Source organism: Burkholderia sp. 567, from assembly GCF_040545115.1.
GTDB lineage: Bacteria > Pseudomonadota > Gammaproteobacteria > Burkholderiales > Burkholderiaceae > Burkholderia > Burkholderia ambifaria.
Genome location: NZ_JBEPLG010000001.1, coordinates 436,391 through 452,530, shown reverse-complemented (window position 1 = coordinate 452,530; position 16,140 = coordinate 436,391). Strand labels below are relative to the sequence as shown.

General features: G+C 65.7%; 18 protein-coding genes and 4 tRNA genes. 14 read left to right on the top strand and 8 right to left on the bottom strand.

Translation table 11 applies throughout. The features are described 5' to 3' along the window. Nucleotides 1-106 precede the first annotated feature (106 nt). Nucleotides 107-496, bottom strand: coding sequence for a DUF2946 domain-containing protein (locus ABIC50_RS02165; protein WP_354161343.1), 390 nt, complete (start codon nt 494-496; stop codon nt 107-109). A 197-nt stretch (nt 497-693) separates the two neighbouring features. Here ABIC50_RS02165 and ABIC50_RS02160 point away from each other — a divergent pair, with 197 nt between their 5' ends. Both ABIC50_RS02160 and ABIC50_RS02155 read left to right on the top strand, forming a co-directional pair. Next, nucleotides 694-840 carry a hypothetical protein gene (locus ABIC50_RS02160; protein WP_006756195.1) on the top strand — a complete coding sequence of 49 codons (147 nt, stop codon included), beginning with the start codon at nt 694-696 and terminating at the stop codon, nt 838-840. Between the two features lie 220 nt (nt 841-1,060). Then, the gene (locus ABIC50_RS02155) at nt 1,061-1,654 is read left to right on the top strand and encodes a chorismate mutase (protein WP_354161341.1); all 594 of its coding nucleotides are present in this window, start codon (nt 1,061-1,063) and stop codon (nt 1,652-1,654) included. Nucleotides 1,655-1,690: 36 nt separating this feature from the next. On the opposite strand, the gene ABIC50_RS02150 is transcribed toward ABIC50_RS02155, so the two are convergent. Next, the gene (locus ABIC50_RS02150; RefSeq protein WP_175754788.1) at nt 1,691-2,818 is read right to left on the bottom strand and encodes an exonuclease domain-containing protein; all 1,128 of its coding nucleotides are present in this window, start codon (nt 2,816-2,818) and stop codon (nt 1,691-1,693) included. Between the two features lie 160 nt (nt 2,819-2,978). Then, the gene (locus ABIC50_RS02145) at nt 2,979-3,182 is read right to left on the bottom strand and encodes a cold-shock protein (RefSeq protein ID WP_006750857.1); all 204 of its coding nucleotides are present in this window, start codon (nt 3,180-3,182) and stop codon (nt 2,979-2,981) included. Nucleotides 3,183-3,573: 391 nt separating this feature from the next. Here ABIC50_RS02145 and ABIC50_RS02140 point away from each other — a divergent pair, with 391 nt between their 5' ends. Together ABIC50_RS02140 and ABIC50_RS02135 are read left to right on the top strand one after the other, a co-directional pair. Beyond that, entirely contained in the window at nt 3,574-3,837 is a 264-nt protein-coding gene (locus ABIC50_RS02140; protein ID WP_354161338.1) for a hypothetical protein, read from the top strand. A 507-nt stretch (nt 3,838-4,344) separates the two neighbouring features. Next, nucleotides 4,345-5,487, top strand: coding sequence for a porin (locus ABIC50_RS02135; protein ID WP_175737464.1), 1,143 nt, complete (start codon nt 4,345-4,347; stop codon nt 5,485-5,487). Nucleotides 5,488-5,589: 102 nt separating this feature from the next. Here the strand turns inward: ABIC50_RS02135 and greB are convergent, their stop codons facing one another. Further along, nucleotides 5,590-6,153 carry a transcription elongation factor GreB gene (gene greB / locus ABIC50_RS02130; protein ID WP_006750853.1) on the bottom strand — a complete coding sequence of 188 codons (564 nt, stop codon included), beginning with the start codon at nt 6,151-6,153 and terminating at the stop codon, nt 5,590-5,592. Nucleotides 6,154-6,283: 130 nt separating this feature from the next. Here greB and ABIC50_RS02125 point away from each other — a divergent pair. The 3 genes from ABIC50_RS02125 (at nt 6,284) to ABIC50_RS02115 (ending at nt 6,642) form a co-directional block, all read left to right on the top strand. After that, a tRNA-Arg gene (locus tag ABIC50_RS02125) sits at nt 6,284-6,360 on the top strand. 67 nt (nt 6,361-6,427) lie between these two features. Beyond that, nucleotides 6,428-6,504, top strand: a tRNA-Arg gene (locus ABIC50_RS02120). 61 nt (nt 6,505-6,565) lie between these two features. Continuing rightward, nucleotides 6,566-6,642 (top strand) — tRNA-Arg (locus ABIC50_RS02115). Nucleotides 6,643-6,828: 186 nt separating this feature from the next. On the opposite strand, the gene ABIC50_RS02110 is transcribed toward ABIC50_RS02115, so the two are convergent. From ABIC50_RS02110 to ABIC50_RS02095, 4 genes are all read right to left on the bottom strand, one after another. Further along, the gene (locus ABIC50_RS02110) at nt 6,829-9,195 is read right to left on the bottom strand and encodes a RelA/SpoT family protein (RefSeq protein ID WP_012363304.1); all 2,367 of its coding nucleotides are present in this window, start codon (nt 9,193-9,195) and stop codon (nt 6,829-6,831) included. 63 nt (nt 9,196-9,258) lie between these two features. After that, complete coding sequence (gene rpoZ, locus ABIC50_RS02105) at nt 9,259-9,462, bottom strand: DNA-directed RNA polymerase subunit omega (RefSeq protein ID WP_006750851.1); 204 nt, start codon at nt 9,460-9,462, stop codon at nt 9,259-9,261. Between the two features lie 58 nt (nt 9,463-9,520). Continuing rightward, nucleotides 9,521-10,204: a guanylate kinase gene (gene gmk / locus ABIC50_RS02100; RefSeq protein WP_006750850.1), complete on the bottom strand. Its 684-nt coding sequence runs from the start codon at nt 10,202-10,204 to the stop codon at nt 9,521-9,523. Nucleotides 10,205-10,285: 81 nt separating this feature from the next. Then, complete coding sequence (locus ABIC50_RS02095; RefSeq protein WP_011656223.1) at nt 10,286-11,209, bottom strand: YicC/YloC family endoribonuclease; 924 nt, start codon at nt 11,207-11,209, stop codon at nt 10,286-10,288. 174 nt (nt 11,210-11,383) lie between these two features. On the opposite strand from ABIC50_RS02095, the gene rph reads away from it, so the two are divergent. The 7 genes from rph to ABIC50_RS02060 all read left to right on the top strand — a co-directional run bounded on the left by rph (nt 11,384) and on the right by ABIC50_RS02060 (nt 15,870). Further along, nucleotides 11,384-12,124 (top strand): ribonuclease PH, encoded by a 741-nt coding sequence (gene rph / locus ABIC50_RS02090; protein WP_354161336.1) that lies wholly within the window; start codon nt 11,384-11,386, stop codon nt 12,122-12,124. Then, the gene (gene rdgB / locus ABIC50_RS02085; protein ID WP_354161333.1) at nt 12,117-12,746 is read left to right on the top strand and encodes an RdgB/HAM1 family non-canonical purine NTP pyrophosphatase; all 630 of its coding nucleotides are present in this window, start codon (nt 12,117-12,119) and stop codon (nt 12,744-12,746) included. Before rph ends, rdgB begins: the two co-directional genes overlap by 8 nt. 34 nt (nt 12,747-12,780) lie before the next feature. Then, nucleotides 12,781-13,995, top strand: a complete 1,215-nt coding sequence (gene hemW, locus ABIC50_RS02080; protein WP_105830985.1) for a radical SAM family heme chaperone HemW — start codon at nt 12,781-12,783, stop codon at nt 13,993-13,995. A 42-nt stretch (nt 13,996-14,037) separates the two neighbouring features. After that, a tRNA-Ser gene (locus tag ABIC50_RS02075) sits at nt 14,038-14,125 on the top strand. Nucleotides 14,126-14,290: 165 nt separating this feature from the next. Continuing rightward, entirely contained in the window at nt 14,291-14,692 is a 402-nt protein-coding gene (locus tag ABIC50_RS02070) for a hypothetical protein (RefSeq protein ID WP_354161330.1), read from the top strand. A gap of 157 nt (nt 14,693-14,849) precedes the next feature. Next, nucleotides 14,850-15,143, top strand: a complete 294-nt coding sequence (locus ABIC50_RS02065; RefSeq protein ID WP_011656218.1) for a hypothetical protein — start codon at nt 14,850-14,852, stop codon at nt 15,141-15,143. A gap of 238 nt (nt 15,144-15,381) precedes the next feature. Beyond that, a complete protein-coding gene (locus ABIC50_RS02060) occupies nt 15,382-15,870 on the top strand; it encodes a TonB family protein (protein ID WP_041491108.1) in 489 nt (162 codons plus the stop codon). Nucleotides 15,871-16,140: the final 270 nt, after the last annotated feature.

Here is a 16,140-nt window from a genome sequence, read left to right as displayed (position 1 = left end):
ACCGGGAGCCGCCGCACGCGCGCCGACGCGCCGCGCGCCTACGGCGCGGCGCGCGGATCGGGCCGCGGGCGGCACGCGCGCCACCGGGGCGCGCGAACGATATCAATCAGACCGGGACGTTTTCAGGCGGACCGCGCGGCTGCGCGAGGCGGATGCCCTTGCGGGGAAAATCGGAAACGGCCGGGGCGGCCGCCCGGTACGCGAACGCGCGCACGAAACCCGGCAACGCGGGCAGGCTCGCGCCGAGCGCGACGTTCGCCGCGAAGCCGGGACAGTACACGCAGTGCGGCACGCCGGCATGGTCGAACGACGCTGCGCCGCGATCGTCGCCGGACTGCGCGAGGGTGACCTGACGCGCGCCTGCCGCGCTGCACAGCTCGAGCGTGAGCTCGCCGGAACCGCTCGACGCGAGACGCGCGTAGCCGATGACAGGCGACAGTACGTTCAGTACCAGCGCCAGCCATACGAGGCCGATCCATCGCGTCGTCCGTTTCATCGCGGTCCAGGAAAAAGTGCGCGCAAGTATAGCAAGCACCCGCCGGTTGCCGATTGAGCCGGATGCAATAGCCGGCATCGCACGGCGCGCCGCAGCGCATGTGCCGTTAATACAACAGAGACAAAATCTAACGATTCGCCGCTGGCACAAATCCAAGCGCGAGGTTGATAATTATTGGACCTGCTGGAGAAACGACCATGGACGAAAGACCAACTCGCATGCCCCCGCCCGAGCAAGTGATGAGCCCGGATCCGGAACCCGTCGGCGTGGAATTCCTCGCCGAATTGCCCGATCACGTCCGGGCATTCTTCGACGAGCAGCACAAGCTGTACTCGCCGAAGTGAACCTGCGTCCGGTTCTGTAACCGCCGCGTGTCGATCGAGATCATGCGGTTCATCGCTGCGTTTTCGGCGCAGATCGCTTCGCACCCGGGCTGCAACGGCCTGACGGTGCCGGGTCAGCGCGTCCGCTGATTCTTCTGTCGCGTCGTTTCGCCGCGCGACTGTCTTCGTCTATCCTTCTGGTTTTCCACCTCCGGCCCGCCCGGCTCTCCCGATCGTTCCGATGAAACAAGCCATTCGTGTCAGCGTCGCTGTCGCCGCGCTCGGCGTCGCCCTTTTTTCGTCACCGCTTGTCGCGCGCGCCGACGGCGACGACACCGCGCTCACCAACCTCGTCGCACTCGCGTCGCAGCGGATCGCGCTTGCCGAACCCGTCGCACGCTGGAAATGGGCGAACCACAAGGCGATCGAGGATCAGCCGCGCGAAGCGGAACTGCTCGCATCGGTGGAGAAGCGCGCCGCACAGTCGGGCGTGGATCCGGCGTTCGCGCGTACGTTCTTCGAGGATCAGATCGCCGCGAGCAAGGACGTGCAGAACGCGCTCTTTGCCACCTGGCGCGCGACGCGGCCGCCCGAAGGCACGCCGCCCGACCTGGCGACCAGCACGCGGCCGGCGCTCGACCAGCTCACGCAAAAGATGCTGGCCGGCCTAGGACGGATCGCGCCGCTGCGCGACGCGCCCGATTGCCAGGCGCGGCTTGCCCGCAGCATCGCGAACTGGAAGACGCTCACCCGCTACGACGCGAGCCGCTCGCAGGCGCTCGACACCGCGCTGTCGCACGTGTGCTCGGCCGGCGGCGCCAGCGCGATCGGCTGACGACGCGCGGCCGCCGCGTGCGGCGGCACGCGGCGCTCAGTCGGCAGGCGTGAGCGCCGCGAGCGGAATCAGTTGCAGGCCGCGCGCAAGATGGGTCTGCAGCAGGCGATGGGTATGGGGTTCGTACGCACCGTCCAGGCCGTCGGCCGCGAGCCGCATGGCCGCGTCGAGTGATTCGGCCGCACCGAGATAGCGCCACCCGTCGATCACGTGAAACAGGCGGCGCTCGTCGCCGGCTTCGAATGCGACCGCGCCGTCGAACGGCCAGCCCGCATTGCCCGCACGGGCTTTATCGGCCGCGGGACGCCGGTTGTGCGACGGACGCAGGCGGGCGATCCACTGCGCTTCGGCGAGCATCGCGCCCAGCTCGTTGCCGGTCTCCCGCCATTCGACCCGCCGCACCTGCTGCGCGAGCCGCATTTCCTTCGACGAGCGCCGCTCGCCGGTCAGCAACGCGCGCAAGCGCTGCCGCACCCGCACACTGCGCCCGACGTAAAGGGCTTCGTCGCCCTCCCCGAACAGCGCGTACACACCGCATCCGGCGGGCGCGGTATCAAGCCACGCTTCGGTCATGCCGCCCGCGAGACGGAAGTGGCGCGTCGTACGCGCAATCTGGTCGCGCAAACGCTCGAGCGGCACGATCTCGTGCAACTGCCGCCAGAACTGCCAAAGGAGATCGGCATCCGCGAGCGCCCGGTGGCGCGCCGCGGGAACGAGGCCATGTCGCTCGATCAAAGCATCGAGTCCGTGCCGCGCTTCGCGGGGAAACAGCGCGCGCGACAGCCGCACCGTACAGAGCACGTCCGGATTGAACGCGATGCCGGCACGTTCGAATTCGGCGCGCAGGAAGCCGCGGTCGAAGCTCGCGTTGTGCGCGACGAACAGCTTGCCGTCGAGCCGCTCGAACAGCGTGGGCGCGAGCGACGCGAACGACGGCGCGTCGCGCACCATGTCGTCCGAGATGCCGGTCAGTTGCTGGATGAACGGCGGAATCGACTGTCCCGGGTTGACCAGCGTCGTCCACGTCGACACACCGAGCGGGCCGATTTCGACCACGCCGATTTCGGTGATGCGGTGCTCGGCGGACGAGCCACCGGTGGTTTCAAGGTCGACGAAGACGAGCGGCTGCTCGCAGGCGGGATCGGACGGACGGGAATCGGACATGAAAATGCAGGGAAACGGTGCTTTCGTGAGTATGCCCGGCATGCACGTTCACGACCAGTGCGAACCGGAAACGATTCGCCGGCGGCCGGCTTTCATGTCCCAAAAAAACAAAAAGCCCCCGCGATGCGGGGGCCGGACGTGATCGGCAGTGCGTGGCGCGTCAGACCGCCTGGATATTCGCTGCCTGCTTGCCTTTCGGCCCGAGTTTCACCTCAAAGGAAACGCGCTGGTTTTCCTTCAGCGTTTTGAAGCCGTCCATCCGGATTTCGGAAAAGTGCGCAAACAAATCTTCGCCGCCATTGTCTGACGTAATAAAGCCGAAACCTTTAGCATCGTTAAACCATTTTACGATACCGGTATCCATACCTTTCTTCCCCACTCGTTTAGATCAAAAAAGCTACTGATATAGCCGCCTCCCGAAATCCCGCAACGGTGCGCCGATACCCACCCCCAGCGCTCCGCCCGGGGACGGAGTGCTCACTTTATAAATTGGACAATCCGGGTGCGTCAAGAAAATTTTTGAGGCGTTCTTTATCAAAAAGACGTCAATACCACTGGAATCGGTACACCCTCCTCTTTTATTAATTGATTCGCATCAAAAACCTGTCAATATTACCGGGATCAGATCCCCAATAATCAATACAGTGAAAAACCTACCGAGAAAAAACGGGTCGGTAAAATCCTCGGGTTTTTTCGGGTTGCGAAAAGCGGGGGACGTTGCGATGCTGGTGCCAAGCAATGGAAGGAGAAGGGTCATGTGGCTGGAGGGAATCAAGCGCTTCGCGAGCCGGCTCGCACGCGCACGCCGCAAGTCCCGCGCGCGGGCCGAGCCTCGTGAAGCGCCGTGCGATACCGAGTTCGATCCGAACTGGCACGGCGATCATTGGCAGAACCTGCTGGCGTCGCCGCTGGACGCTCGTCACTACGTGATGGAAGACTGGACTTATACGCCGCCGCAGGCCGAAGCCGAGGATCCGCCGCCGGCTGCCAAGCGCAAGCGACGCTCGTACATGCAGTAAGGCCAGCAGGGATCGGGAAGACCGGGCAAAAAAAAGCGCGACTGGGAAGTCGCGCCGACAAAGGTTTGGAGATCTTTTCCGTCAACGAAAAAGTCTGCTTCGGAAAGCAGAGATCGCAGTATAGCGAGAGAACATCCTTTCATTATCCATGCTCCACACAAACCTCTATTGCCGATGTGTCAATAATCGCGCTAGGCCTACCCTCGTCTGCCACTGAAGGCCTGTCGCGATCGCGCAACGCCTGGTACGCAGTCCTGAGTAGTATTTCCGCCCGCTGCGCCGCAGCAAGGTCTTGCTGGACGCGGCTCTCCGCGCATGCATCCATTTTTGCGCGATTCAAAATACAGTATTGCAGGAAGCGGTTTTCCTCCGCGCCGAGGCCGCTCCGTACACTGCAAGTGGTTTTCCGACGAGGGTGCCGCGCCCACGCGCACGGCGTCGCCGACCGGTGACGCCGCCGATGCCCACAGCAGGTTCGATCGACATCATCCTGTTTGGAGACAGATCATGAAAAAGACCCTGATCGTCGCCGCATTGGCGGGCGTGGCTGCCAGCGCCGCCCATGCGCAAAGCAGCGTCACGCTGTACGGCTTGATCGATGCCGGCATCACCTACACGAACAACCAGCACGGTCACAGCGCGTGGCAGGAGACGAGCGGCTCGATCAACGGCAGCCGCTGGGGCCTGCGCGGCACCGAGGATCTCGGCGGCGGCCTGAAGGCGATCTTCACGCTGGAAAACGGCTTCGGCATCAACAACGGTTCACTGAAGCAGAACGGTCGCGAGTTCGGTCGACAGGCGTTCGTCGGGCTCGCGCACAACAGCTTCGGCTCGCTCACGCTCGGCCGCCAGTACGACAGCGTCGTCGACTACCTCGGCCCGCTGTCGCTGACCGGCACCCAGTACGGCGGCACGCAGTTCGCGCACCCGTTCGACAACGACAACCTGAACAACTCGTTCCGGATCAACAACTCGGTCAAGTACCAGAGCGCGAACTACGGCGGCCTGAAGTTCGGCGGGCTGTACGGCTTCTCGAATTCCACCGGTTTCGCGAACAATCGCGCGTACAGCGTCGGCGCGTCGTACAGCTACATGGGCTTCAACGTCGCGGCCGCGTACCTGCAGCTCAACAACAACATCAACGCGCTGGCGCTCGCGGCCAGCGACCCCGGCGCGGTGGCCGGCGACTGGACCTTCGCGGCCAGCCGGCAGCGCACGTGGGGCGCAGGCCTCAACTACACGTTCGGACCCGCGACGGCCGGCTTCGTGTTCACGCAGACACGCCTGACCAATTCGGCCGGGATCAGCGCCGGGCAGTCCGGCGTGTCGACCGGCATCCCGCTCACCGGCGGCACGCGCTTCAACAATTACGAGGTGAACGGCCGCTACGCGCTGACGCCGGCGTTCTCGCTCGCCGGCTCGTACACGTACACCGACAGTCGTCTCGACGGCCAGACGCCGAGCTGGCACCAGTTCAACCTGCAGGCCGACTATGCGCTGTCGAAGCGCACGGACCTGTACCTGCAGAGCGAATACCAGCGGGTCAATGCCAATGGGCTGGCGATCGGCGCGAACATCAACGGGCTCGGCGCCGCGTCGTCGACGAACAAGCAGATCGCCGTCACGGCCGGCATGCGCCACCGCTTCTGAGCGATACGATCGGCGTAGGCCGTGCGGCCAAGACCGTCATGACGAAGCGCCCCACCCGGGGCGCTTGTTCGTTTCAGCGCGGCGTGGCGCGGATGCGTCGCTTCACGCGTTGCCCGGCGCCGGATAGCGAACGTCGAGCACGTCGATCGGCTGCGGACCGGCCGGGGTCATCAGCGTGACGGTATCGCCGATCTTCGCCTTGATGAGCGCCCGCGCGACCGGCGAGATCCAGCTGACGCAACCGTGATCGAGATCGACCTCGTCGATCCCGACGATCGTGATGGTGTGATCCTCGCCGTCCGGCGTCGCGTAGTCGACGGTCGCGCCGAAGAACACCTGGTCGACGTTCTCCTGCCGGCTCGCATCGACGACTTCGGCGAGATCGAGCCGCTTCGTCAGGAAGCGGATCCGGCGGTCGATCTCGCGCAGCCGCCGCTTGCCGTAGATATAGTCGCCGTTCTCCGACCGGTCGCCGTTCGACGCGGCCCACGACACGAGGCGCACGACCTCGGGACGCTCGACGTCGATCAGGTTCAGGAGTTCGTCCCTGAGCCGCTTGTGGCCGGCCGGCGTGATGTAGTTCTTGGTGCCCGCCGGGATCGCGGGCTGACTCGGGTCGAGATCGTCGTCGTCACCGTCCGACTCTTTGACAAACGCCTTGTTCATGATGCGGATTCAAAACCTGGATGATCGATGCTTCAAGGGTACACGAACGCGGCCACGCAAGATCGTGCGACATATTTTGCGAAGAAGGCTTCCCTTTTTATACGACTCTGCTATACTTCCGCTTCTGCGTGCGGCTGTAGCTCAGTTGGATAGAGTACTTGGCTACGAACCAAGGGGTCGTGGGTTCGAATCCTGCCAGCCGCGCCACTTTTTTCGAGGGCCTTCCGAACCGAAGGCCCTTTCAGTTCAAAGTAGTAGTATTTTGTTTTTGCGTGCGGCTGTAGCTCAGTTGGATAGAGTACTTGGCTACGAACCAAGGGGTCGTGGGTTCGAATCCTGCCAGCCGCGCCACCTTTTTGGGGGCCTTCCCATCGCAGAAGGTTCCGACAGTTGAAGTAGTACCGCTTTGCGTGCGGCTGTAGCTCAGTTGGATAGAGTACTTGGCTACGAACCAAGGGGTCGTGGGTTCGAATCCTGCCAGCCGCGCCATCTTAGAAGGGCCTTCCTCCGGGAAGGCCCTTTTTCTTTGCCCCGCCCCTCCACGCTTCCTCCGACCGATCGTCACTCCCGCTCGACTTGAGCCGCGCCGTTACCGCACTACGCCGTCCGGTCCGCGCACCAATGAAAACGGCGGCCCGTGGCCGCCGTCGTATCCCGCTCAGACAACGCGTCGCGTCAGTAATCCTGCCGTTCGCGCTCGATGCGCATGCCGCCGTCGTGACGCGCATGCACGCTGTCGTCGGTCGAGCGCTCGCGCATGATCCGCATCACATCCGGATTGGTCCGCACGCGCCGCATCACGTTCGCCAGGTGCACGCGATCGCTGACCTGAATCACGAAGCGCAGCACCGTCGATTCGTGCGTCAGATCCTCGTCCATGGCGATGTGGACGATGTTCGCGTCGGCCGACGTGATGTCCGCCGCCACGCGCGCGAAGATGCCCTTCGTGTTCTTCACGAGTGCCTTCACCGCGACGTCGAACAGGCGGCCCGGCTGCGGCGCCCACTCGACGTCGATCCAGCGGCCCGGATCGCGGCGATGGATGCGCTGCGCGACTCGGCAATCGGTCGTATGAATCGCCATCCCGAGGCCGATGCCGATATAGCCCATGATCGCATCGCCCGGAATCGGCCGGCAGCATGCCGACAGCTGCACGGACATCCCTTCGGTGCCGGTAATGACGACCGGCGGCGCATTGTGCGCGGGATGCCGCTCGGACTTCGGCAGATCGTCGTCCGCATCGCGGCCGCTCGTCAGCACCTCGATGCGCTTGGCCATCACCGCGGCGACGCGGCGGCCGAGGCCGATGTCCGCGAAGATTTCCTGGCGGCTCTTGTTGCCCGTCCACTGCACGAGCTTCTCCCACACTTCCGGCGCCACGTCGGCCAGCGCCAGCCCGTAACCCTTCAGGCTTTGATCGACGAGCCGCTCGCCGAGCTGCACCGACTCGTTCAGGCGCATCGTCTTCAGATAGTGACGAATCGCCGAGCGTGCCTTGCCGGTGCGCACGAAACCGAGCCACGCGGGGTTCGGCTTCGAATACGGCGCGGTGATCACCTCGACGATGTCGCCGCTCTTCAGCTCGGTGCGCAGCGGCAGCAGCTCGTTGTTGATCTTCACGGCCACGCACTGGTTGCCGAGATCGCTGTGGATCGAATACGCGAAATCGAGCGCCGTCGCGCCGCGCGGCAGCGCCATGATCTTCGACTTCGGCGTGAACACGTAGACCGCATCCGGGAACAGGTCGATCTTCACGTGCTCGAGGAATTCGCTCGAATCGCCGGCTTCGCTCTGGATGTCGAGCAGCGACTTCAGCCACTGGTGCGCGCGCTTCTGCACGTCGTTCAGATCGGCGCCGCCGTTCTTGTACAGCCAGTGCGCGGCCACGCCGGCCTCGGCGATCTCGTGCATCTTGCGCGTGCGCACCTGGAACTCGATCGGCGCGCCGAACGGGCCGACGAGCGTCGTGTGCAGCGACTGATAGCCGTTGATCTTCGGGATCGCGATGTAGTCCTTGAACTTGCCGGGCACGGGCTTGTACAGCGCGTGCAGAGCGCCGATGCACGTGTAGCAGTCGAGCGGGCTATCGACGACGACGCGAAAGCCGTACACGTCGAGCACCTGCGAGAACGATAGCTGCTTGTCGCGCATCTTGCGGTAGATGCTGTAGATCGTCTTTTCGCGGCCGGTGATCTCGGCGTCGATCTTCGCGTCGGACATCGCGCGCTGCGCGGACTCGAGGATCTTGCTGATCACTTCGCGGCGGTTGCCGCGCGCGGCCTTCACGGCCTTCTCGAGCGTCGCGTAGCGATGCGGGTTGAAATTCGCGAAGCTCATGTCCTGCAGCTCGCGATACGTGTTGTTCAACCCGAGGCGGTGCGCGATCGGCGCATAGATGTCGAGCGTCTCGCGGGCGACGCGGCGGCGCTTTTCCATCGGCACCGCGCCGAGCGTACGCATGTTGTGCAGACGGTCGGCGAGCTTGACGAGGATGACGCGCACGTCGCGTGCCATCGCGAGCAGCATCTTGCGGAAGTTTTCCGCCTGCGCTTCCTCGCGGCTGCGGAACTCCATCTTGTCGAGCTTCGACAGGCCGTCGACCAGTTCGGCGACCTTCGGGCCGAAGCGTTCGGCCAGCTCGCTCTTGGTCACGCCCTGGTCTTCCATCACGTCGTGCAGCAACGCGGCCATCACGGCTTGCGCGTCGAGCTTCCAGCCGGCGCAGATTTCCGCGACGGCGACGGGATGGGTGATGTAGGGTTCGCCGCTCTGGCGATATTGACCGAGGTGGGCTTCGTCGCTGAAGTGGAACGCCGCCTTGACCTCTTTGATTTCTTCCGGAGGGAGATACTCGGCAAGCGCGGCGGTCAGTTTCGCGATCGAAACGACGCCGTGCTTGCGCGGCTGCTCCGGCGTGGCGGTCGGCCCGAACAGATGCCGGAAGGACTGTTCGAGGACCGCGTCGATGTACTGGCGCGCAGGCGACCGGGCCGTGGCTTCGGTGGTCGAATCCGCGGAGGCGGACGATGGGGTGGTGCTCATATTCGCCTCCAGGTCGAGTCGTTGCGCGCGTGGATTACATGGCTGGAACGGGCCGGATGCGCGTTACACCGGCACCTTCTTCAACATCTCGACGCCGACGAGACCGGAAGCGATTTCGCGCAGCGCGACGACGGTCGGCTTGTCGCGGCTTTCGATCTTCGGCGTATGGCCTTGCGCGAGCTGCCGCGCGCGGTAGGTGGCGGCGAGCGCCAGTTCGAAGCGGTTGGGGATTTGCTTCAGGCAGTCTTCGACAGTAATGCGAGCCATGTTGGTAATTCCTTCTGAATATAGTCCTTATTCTACCTTATGTCCCTCTACCCTCGCGTCATTCCGCGTGGGGCAGATGGATGCCGAGCTCGATGAACAGCTCCGTGTGTCGCGCGTACTGCGAAGCAAAGCGCAGGCGCGTTGCCGTGACGATGCATTCGAGCTCGGCCAGCGCACGATCGAAATTCTCGTTGATCACGACGTATTCCGCCTCGGATGCGTGCGCCATCTCGCTGCCCGCGGCGAGCAGGCGTCGCGTGATCACGTTCGGCTCGTCCTGTCCGCGCTTCTTCAGGCGCTCCTCGAGCGCATCGAGCGACGGCGGCAGAATGAAGATGCCGACCGCGTTGCGGAACTGCTTCTTCACCTGCTGCGCGCCCTGCCAGTCGATCTCGAGCAGCACGTCGTGGCCGTTCATCATCTGCTCTTCGATCCAGACGCGCGACGTGCCGTAGTAGTTGCCGTGCACTTCCGCGCTCTCGAGGAATTCGTGCGCGGCGTGGCGCGCGCGGAAATCCTCGACGGTCGTGAAGTGGTAGTGCTGGCCGTCCTGCTCGCCCGGGCGCGGCTTGCGGGTCGTGTACGAAATCGACAGACAGATGTCGCTGTCCTTCGACAGCAGCGCGTTCACGAGCGTCGACTTGCCGGCGCCCGACGGTGCGATGACCATGAACAGGTTGCCGGGATAGACGCCGCCGTGCAGCGCATGCGACGCGTGGCCGTCGCGGGTGAATTCGGTCATGTCAGCCTCCGCCGTGCCGCCCCGATAACACTCGCCGCCCCGTCGAGGGACAGCAAACGTAGTGAGGGTTGTTTCATCTCTTTACTCCAGGTTTTGCACTTGCTCGCGCATCTGCTCGATCAACAGCTTGAGCGCCATCGATGCGTCGGCCAGTTCCTTCGCCGCCGCCTTCGAGCCGAGCGTGTTCGCTTCGCGATTCAGTTCCTGCATCATGAAGTCGAGACGCTTGCCAACGCGGCCGCCCTTCTCGATCACGTGACGCGTTTCGTTCAGGTGCGCGGTGAGTCGCGACAGCTCTTCCGCGATGTCGATCCGGATGCCGTACATCGTCACTTCCTGACGAATGCGTTCCGCCGCTTCCTCGCGCGTGACGATCGCCGCGCTGCCTTCGGGCGCCGCGAGGCCGAGCGCTTCCTGCAACCGCTCGACGATCTTCTGCTGATGCTTCGCGATCAGCTCCGGCACGAGCGGCGTGATGCGCGCGACGATCGCTTCCATTTCGGTGACGTTCGACAGCAGCATCGTCGCCAGCTGCGCGCCTTCGCGCGAACGCACGACGACGAGCTCGCCGATCGCTTCCTTGCCGCACGCGAGCACGGCCTCGCGGATCGCATCCGCCGACACGCCGCTCTCCGCGAGCACGCCGGGCCAGCGCAGGATCTCGCCCGCGCGCAGGCGGCCGACGCCGGGGAACGCGTCGAGCACCGAGCGCTCGAGCTCGGCGAGCTGGCCGAGCGCCGACTGGTTCAGCGCGCCCGCGCCGATGCTCTGCTCGCCGCGCTGCAGGTTGATGCGCACGTCGACCTTGCCGCGCGACAGCTTGTTCATCAGCATTTCGCGCAGCGCGGATTCGCACGCGCGCACGTCGTCCGGCATGCGGAAATTCAGGTCGAGGAAGCGCGAGTTCACGGTGCGCAGTTCGACCGACACGCTGGTGCCGCCGTTGCCGGTGGCCGTCGCGAGTTCGCGCGTCGCGCTCGCATAGCCCGTCATGCTGTAGATCATGGTTCGTCTCGCCGTCTGGGTGCCCTTGCGGGCGGGAATAAGTCGAGGCGCCCGGCGCATTGCAAGGCGCGGGGCGGGAAGCGCGCATTATCCCATTTTTGCACCCTACCCCGCCGGGCAACGCTGCCGTTCAGCGCTAAAATCGGGGTTTCCTCTCCCGTCCACGATTCCCCCATGACGTCTTCCCTGTCCCGCCCGAGCGGCCGTCGCGCCGACGAACTGCGCAAGGTCGCCCTCACGCGCCACTACACGAAACACGCCGAAGGCTCGGTCCTGGTCGAATTCGGCGACACCAAGGTGATCTGCACCGCGAGCGTCGCCGAACGCGTGCCCGAATTCCTGCGCGATCGCGGCCAGGGCTGGCTGACGGCCGAATACGGGATGCTGCCGCGTGCGACGCACACGCGCAGCGACCGTGAAGCCGCACGCGGCACGCAGACGGGCCGCACGCAGGAAATTCAGCGCCTGATCGGCCGCGCGCTGCGCGCGGTGTTCGATCTCGAGGCGCTCGGCCCGCGCACGATCCACATCGACTGCGACGTGATCCAGGCCGACGGCGGCACGCGCACGGCGAGCATCACCGGCGCGTTCGTCGCCGCGCACGACGCCGTGTCGAAGCTGATCGCGGCCGGCAAGCTCGCGCGCTCGCCGATCACCGATCATGTCGCCGCGATCTCGGTCGGCGTGTACGAAGGCGTGCCGTTGCTCGACCTCGACTACGCGGAAGATTCGCGCTGCGACACCGACATGAACGTCGTGATGACGGGCGCCGGCGGCTTCGTCGAAGTCCAGGGCACCGCCGAAGGCGTGCCGTTCTCGCGCGCCGAGATGAACGCGCTGCTCGACCTCGCGCAAAGCGGAATCGGCCAGCTCGTGCAGTTGCAGAAGGACGTGCTGGGCGCCGGCCATGTCTGACGATCGCACCCTCGCGCCGTTCTCGCGCATCGTGCTCGCGTCGAACAACGCCGGCAAGCTGCGCGAATTCACCGCGCTGTTCTCGACGGTCGGCATCGAGATCGTGCCGCAGGGCGAGCTGGCCGTGCCCGAGGCGGAAGAGCCGTTCGGCACGTTCATCGAGAATGCGCTGACGAAAGCGCGGCATGCGTCGCGGCTCACCGGCCTGCCGGCGATCGCCGACGATTCCGGCCTGTGCGTGCGCGCGCTGCGCGGCGCACCGGGCGTCTATTCGGCGCGCTACGCGCAGCGCGCGGGTCGCGACGCGGGCGATGCGGCGAACAATGCGTACCTCGTCGAGCAGTTGCGCGGCGTCGACGACCGGCGCGCATACTATTGCTGCGTGCTCGCGCTGGTGCGCCACGCGGACGATCCCGAACCGCTGTGCGCCGAAGGTCGCTGGGCGGGCGAGATCGTCGACACGCCGCGCGGCGAGCACGGATTCGGCTACGACCCGTATTTCTACCTGCCGTCGCTCGGCGCGACGGCGGCCGAACTTGAGCCGGCCGCGAAGAACACGCACAGCCATCGCGCGCTCGCGCTGAAGGCGCTGCTCGCGCGGCTCGCAGAGGAACCCGCATGATCGTCTTCGTCACGCATTCGCAGCCGGAGGCCGCATGAGCCAGGCGGCGGAAACCGGCGCGCGCGTCGTCGCGACGTTCACGTCGCCCGGGCAGGTGCGGCTCACGTCGCTGCCGCCGCTCGCGCTGTACGTGCATTTTCCGTGGTGCGTGCGCAAGTGCCCGTACTGCGATTTCAACTCGCACGAGTGGAAAGGCGAGCGCTTTCCCGAAGCCGAATATCTCGACGCGCTGCGTGCCGATCTCGAGCAGGCGCTGCCGCTCGTCTGGGGCCGGCAGGTGCATACGGTGTTCATCGGCGGCGGCACGCCGAGCCTGCTGTCCGCGGGCGGGCTCGACCGGCTGCTGTCCGACGTGCGCGCGCTGCTGCCGCTCGATGCGGACGCCGAGATCACGCTCGAGGCGAACCCGGGCACGTTCGAGGCCGCGAAGTTCGCGCAGTTTCGCGCGAGCGGCGTGAACCGCCTGTCGGTCGGCATCCAGAGCTTCAACGAAGGCCATCTGAAAGCGCTCGGCCGCATTCACGACACCGCGCAGGCGCGCGCGGCCGTCGAGATCGCCGCGAAGACGTTCGACAACTTCAACCTCGACCTGATGTTCGCGCTGCCGAACCAGACGCTCGACGAATGCCGGACCGACATCGAGACCGCGCTGTCGTTCGCGCCGCCGCATCTGTCGCTGTATCACCTGACGCTCGAGCCGAACACGATGTTCGCGAAGTTTCCGCCCGCGGTGCCCGACGACGACGCATCGGCCGACATGCAGGAATGGATTCACGAACGCACGGCCGAGGCCGGTTACGAACGCTACGAAGTGTCCGCGTACGCGAAGCCGAATCATCAGTGCAAGCACAACCTGAACTACTGGCGCTTCGGCGACTATCTCGGGATCGGCGCGGGCGCGCACACGAAGCTGTCGTTCCCGAACCGGATCCTGCGGCAGGCGCGCTACAAGCATCCGGCGACCTTCATCGAACAGGCGATGGCCGGCACGCCGGTGCAGGAAGAACGTGAAGTCGGCCCGCGCGACCTGCCGTTCGAGTTCATGCTGAACACGCTGCGGCTCGTCGAGGGTTTCCCCGTGCACAGCTTCGTCGAACGCACCGGCCTGCCGATCAGCACGATCGAGCCGGCACTCAAGGAAGCGGAGCGGCGCGGGCTGATCACGCGCGATTTCGCGCAGATCGCGCCAACGCCGCTCGGCCAGCGTTTCCTCAACGACCTGCAGGAATTGTTCCTGCGCGACGACTGAAGCGGAACGACGCGGCATTTCGGTTACAATGCCGCCTCGTGTGGAAGCGTGGCCGAGCGGTTTAAGGCACCGGTCTTGAAAACCGGCGACGGGAAACTGTCCGTGAGTTCGAATCTCACCGCTTCCGCCAAGCGTTCGCCAAACCCCGTCCATTCCTCGAATGACGGGGTTTTTGTTTGTGCGCCGCGCGGAGCACGCCGCACGCCGCGCGCGATGCACGCCCCGCCGGCCGACGCGTGCCGCCGGATGCCGTTACAATCCGGCGCTCCGATCCGCGAAACGGGAAACCCACGTCATGAAGCCCTTCATCGCCTCGTCGCTCGTCGCCCTGCTGGCCACCGTCGGCACGCACGCGGCGGCCGCCGATTCCGCCTCCGGCGCCGACGCGCAAACGCCGTCGTGCGCGATCGCATACGTGAAGGGCGTCGGCGGCTCGCCGCGCGGCCTGCGCGACTATCTCGCGAGCCCGACGCCGTACAACTACCTGAAGGAAAACGAGCTCCAGTGCAAGGTGTCGGATGACGGGCGCGCGTCTAACTGCACCGGCGTGACGTATATCCGCAACGAGCAGGTCAGCGTGTACGATGACTCCGACCCAACGACGCTGACGGTCGTCGCGCCGGTGGAACTCGAACATGGCCAGAAGTATCCCGTGATCCTCGTCGTGCAGCGCAAGGACGCGCGCTGCGCGCGGTAACGCGCGAGCCGGCACGCTCGACGTCGCCGCAGGCCATGCGCTGGAGCCTCACGGGCCGCGCCGCCATCGCCTAGAATTCGATCAGCACGGCGACACGACCGCCGCCGCGACTCGAGGCCGCCCGCGCCACCCGTGCGAGCGGCACACGGAGACCGCCATGACCGAACTGTCGACAGCGACGGATCACGTCGATTACGAAGGCTTCGAGATCCACGTCGTGCCGGGCCTCGCCCCCGGCAGCGACTCGCGTTACACCTACACCGGCTATGTCTGCCATCCTGGCGCGAATCCCGCGCTGCCCGATCACGCGGTGCCGTTCCACGCGGACGGCGAGGAAAGCTACGCGAGCGTCGACGAAGCGGTTCAGGAAGCCGTGCACATCGGCAAGAGCATCATCGACGGCACGCATCCGGACCTGTCCGTTCTGTCGCTCGTGACGCACGGCTACTGAGCCAAGCCCGCCGCATTCATCGCTGCCGGCGCGCGCGACGCGCGTGCACGCGCCGCGCGCCGGCAGCGTCACATGTCACGTCACATCGCGGCATGCGGCGGGCCGCCGCGCGCCGTCATCCGCGAATCGCTACGTCGCGGCGCGCGCCTTATGCGTTTCTCCCGATATCAGGTCGTGCACGGGCGTCTATCATTTTTTTATCGTCACCCTCCGGCGCTTCCCCATGCCGGCACCTCCCATGTGCTCTCTTCCCCGCCCTCGCGTCGACCGGCCGCGCGTTGTCGCGCTGGTCGCCGCCATGATGCTTGCCGCCTGTACGATCACGCCGCCGCCGTCGGTGCATTCGGTCGTGACCATCCCGTCGATCACGCGCAGCGGGAATCTCGCGCAGTACCGCGTGGAAGTCGCGCGGTGCGTCGCCGAGCACAATCCGTCCGCCGTGTCGCGCGGGCCGCAGGCGATGCTGCGCTCGCTCGTCGTCGTCTCGTTCACCGTCGATCGCGGCGGCCGCCTCGTCAACGCATCCGTCTATCGCAGCAACGGCGACAGTGAAGCGGAAGCGCTCGCGCTCGCGTCGCTGCGCCGCTCGGCGCCGCTGCCGGTGCCGCCGTCGAAACTGCTGGACGGCAACGGCCGGATCGAGATGATGGAAGGCTGGCTGTTCAACGACGACGGCCGCTTCCAGTTGCAGAGCACCGCATCGGCGCAGGCGCAAACGCTCGACTGAGGCTGAGCCCGCGCCCGCCCGCGATTGCCGCTATGTCGCGGCGCTGGCTATAATTTTCCGCAATCGCGCGGCCATCCTCCCGCGCGTGCGTTCGTACGCCGCACCCGGCATGCGAGCCGACCATGCCGGCACCGGGCGGCGGCGACCTATCCGTCTCCATCGTCGACCGGCGGGCGACGTCCGCGCCACGGCGCGCGCGTCCACACCGCTACCGCATCATCCGCTCGGCGGCTCGCCCGGCAGGCGCCCGCCTGCGCGAGCGCACGCCCA